At 54.4% G+C, this 3,067-nt stretch carries 1 rRNA gene; it reads left to right on the forward strand.

Annotated features, from left to right (window positions below):
- Nucleotides 1-69: 69 nt before the first annotated feature.
- Nucleotides 70-3,067: ribosomal RNA gene (locus AB0269_RS15190) — 23S ribosomal RNA — on the forward strand; the annotation flags it as partial.

Below are 3,067 nucleotides of genomic sequence, written 5' to 3' on the forward strand. Positions count from 1 at the left end.
GGTGTTGTGAAAGATGATCTTAAAGATCATTAGTCAATTTCAATTTTGACGATTCGAACTCATGTTTTGTTTCAAGTCTTTAAGAGCAAACGGTGGATGCCTTGGCATCTGGAGCCGAAGAAGGACGTAGCAATCTGCGATAAGCCTCGGGGAACTGATAAGCAAGTTTTGATCCGAGGGTGTCCGAATGGGGAAACCCCGCTGGGCGGCGTGCCGACCTAGTGACTCCCGCCTGAATATATAGGGCGGGTAGAGGGAACGTGGGGAAGTGAAACATCTCAGTACCCACAGGAAGAGAAAGCAACCGCGATTCCGTTAGTAGTGGCGAGCGAAACCGGATCAGGCTAAACCGAGTGTGTGTGATATCCGGCAGGAGTTGCATGTTCGGGGTTGTGGGACTCACCAGTCATCTCTGCCGAGGTGGCGACGTTACAGAAGCGTATAGACGAACGGTCTTGAAAGGCCGGTCATAGAGGGTGCCAACCCCGTAGTCGAAATGCGTGTTCTGGCGTGGAGAGTATCCCAAGTAGCACGGGGCCCGTGAAATCCCGTGTGAATCTGTCAGGACCACCTGATAAGCCTAAATACTCCCAGATGACCGATAGCGGACAAGTACCGTGAGGGAAAGGTGAAAAGTACCCCGGGAGGGGAGTGAAATAGTACCTGAAACCGTTTGCTTACAAACCGTTGGAGCCTCCTTAGTAGGGGTGACAGCGTGCCTTTTGAAGAATGAGCCTGCGAGTTAGTGATATGTGGCGAGGTTAACCCGTGTGGGGTAGCCGTAGCGAAAGCGAGTCTGAATAGGGCGATTCAGTCGCATGTCCTAGACCCGAAGCGAAGTGATCTATCCATGGCCAGGTTGAAGCGCGTGTAAGAGCGCGTGGAGGACCGAACCCACTTAGGTTGAAAACTGAGGGGATGAGCTGTGGATAGGGGTGAAAGGCCAATCAAACTTCGTGATAGCTGGTTCTCTCCGAAATGCATTTAGGTGCAGCGTTGCGTGTTTCTTGCCGGAGGTAGAGCTACTGGATGGCCGATGGGCCCTACAAGGTTACTGACGTCAGCCAAACTCCGAATGCCGGTAAGTGAGAGCGCAGCAGTGAGACTGTGGGGGATAAGCTTCATAGTCGAGAGGGAAACAACCCAGACCACCATCTAAGGTCCCTAAGCGCGTGCTAAGTGGAAAAGGATGTGGAGTTGCTTAGACAACCAGGAGGTTGGCTTAGAAGCAGCCACCCTTGAAAGAGTGCGTAATAGCTCACTGGTCAAGTGATTCCGCGCCGACAATGTAACGGGGCTCAAGCACGCCACCGAAGTTGTGGCATTGACATTTTTGGTAGGCCTTCGTGGTCCAGCCGTGTTGATGGGTAGGAGAGCGTCGTGTGGCCGGCGAAGCGGCGGGGTGACCCAGCCGTGGAGGCTACACGAGTGAGAATGCAGGCATGAGTAGCGAAAGACGTGTGAGAAACATGTCCTCCGAAAGACCAAGGGTTCCAGGGTCAAGCTAATCTTCCCTGGGTAAGTCGGGACCTAAGGCGAGGCCGACAGGCGTAGTCGATGGACAACGGGTTGATATTCCCGTACCGGCGAAGAACCGCCCAAGCTAATCCAGTGGTGCTAAGTATCTGAATCCCCGTGACCGGATCCTTCGGGTGAAGGCGCGTGGGCCTAGCGTACGACCCCATGCTGGTGCGGTTAGCGTATTAACAGGTGTGACGCAGGAAGGTAGCCCAACCCGGGCGATGGTTGTCCCGGGGCAAGTGCGTAGGCCGAGCGATAGGCAAATCCGTCGCTCACGTAGGCTGAGACACGATGCGGATAAAAAGTGGGTGATCCTATGCTGCCGAGAAAAGCATCGACGCGAGGTTCTAGCTGCCCGTACCCCAAACCGACTCAGGTGGTCAGGTAGAGAATACCAAGGAGATCGAGAGAATCGTGGTTAAGGAACTCGGCAAAATGCCCCCGTAACTTCGGGAGAAGGGGGGCCATCCACTTATTAGGACTTGCTCCGAAAGGGTGTGGTGGCCGCAGAGACTAGTGGGTAGCGACTGTTTATTAAAAACACAGGTCCGTGCCAAGTCGCAAGACGATGTATACGGACTGACGCCTGCCCGGTGCTGGAAGGTTAAGAGGACCGGTTAGCCGCAAGGCGAAGCTGAGAATTTAAGCCCCAGTAAACGGCGGTGGTAACTATAACCATCCTAAGGTAGCGAAATTCCTTGTCGGGTAAGTTCCGACCTGCACGAATGGCGTAACGACTTCCCAACTGTCTCAACCGCGAACTCGGCGAAATTGCACTACGAGTAAAGATGCTCGTTACGCGCAGCAGGACGGAAAGACCCCGTGACCTTTACTACAGCTTGGTATTGGTGTTCGGTGTGGCTTGTGTAGGATAGGTGGGAGACTTTGAAGCGTGGACGCCAGTTCATGTGGAGTCGTTGTTGAAATACCACTCTGGTCACTCTGGATATCTAACTTCGAACCGTGATCCGGTTCAGGGACAGTGCCTGGTGGGTAGTTTAACTGGGGCGGTTGCCTCCCAAAAAGTAACGGAGGCGCCCAAAGGTTCCCTCAACCTGGTTGGCAATCAGGTGGCGAGTGTAAGTGCACAAGGGAGCTTGACTGTGAGACTGACAGGTCGAGCAGGGACGAAAGTCGGGACTAGTGATCCGGCAGTGGCTTGTGGAAGCGCTGTCGCTCAACGGATAAAAGGTACCTCGGGGATAACAGGCTGATCTTGCCCAAGAGTCCATATCGACGGCATGGTTTGGCACCTCGATGTCGGCTCGTCGCATCCTGGGGCTGGAGTAGGTCCCAAGGGTTGGGCTGTTCGCCCATTAAAGCGGTACGCGAGCTGGGTTTAGAACGTCGTGAGACAGTTCGGTCCCTATCCGCTGCGCGCGTAGGAAGTTTGAGAGGATCTGACCCTAGTACGAGAGGACCGGGTTGGACGAACCTCTGGTGTGTCAGTTGTTCCGCCAGGAGCACCGCTGATTAGCTACGTTCGGGATGGATAACCGCTGAAAGCATCTAAGCGGGAAGCCGGCCTCAAGATGAGACTTCCATG

Origin of the sequence: Microbacterium sp. NPDC077644 (genome assembly GCF_040702785.1) — a bacterium.
GTDB lineage: Bacteria > Actinomycetota > Actinomycetes > Actinomycetales > Microbacteriaceae > Microbacterium.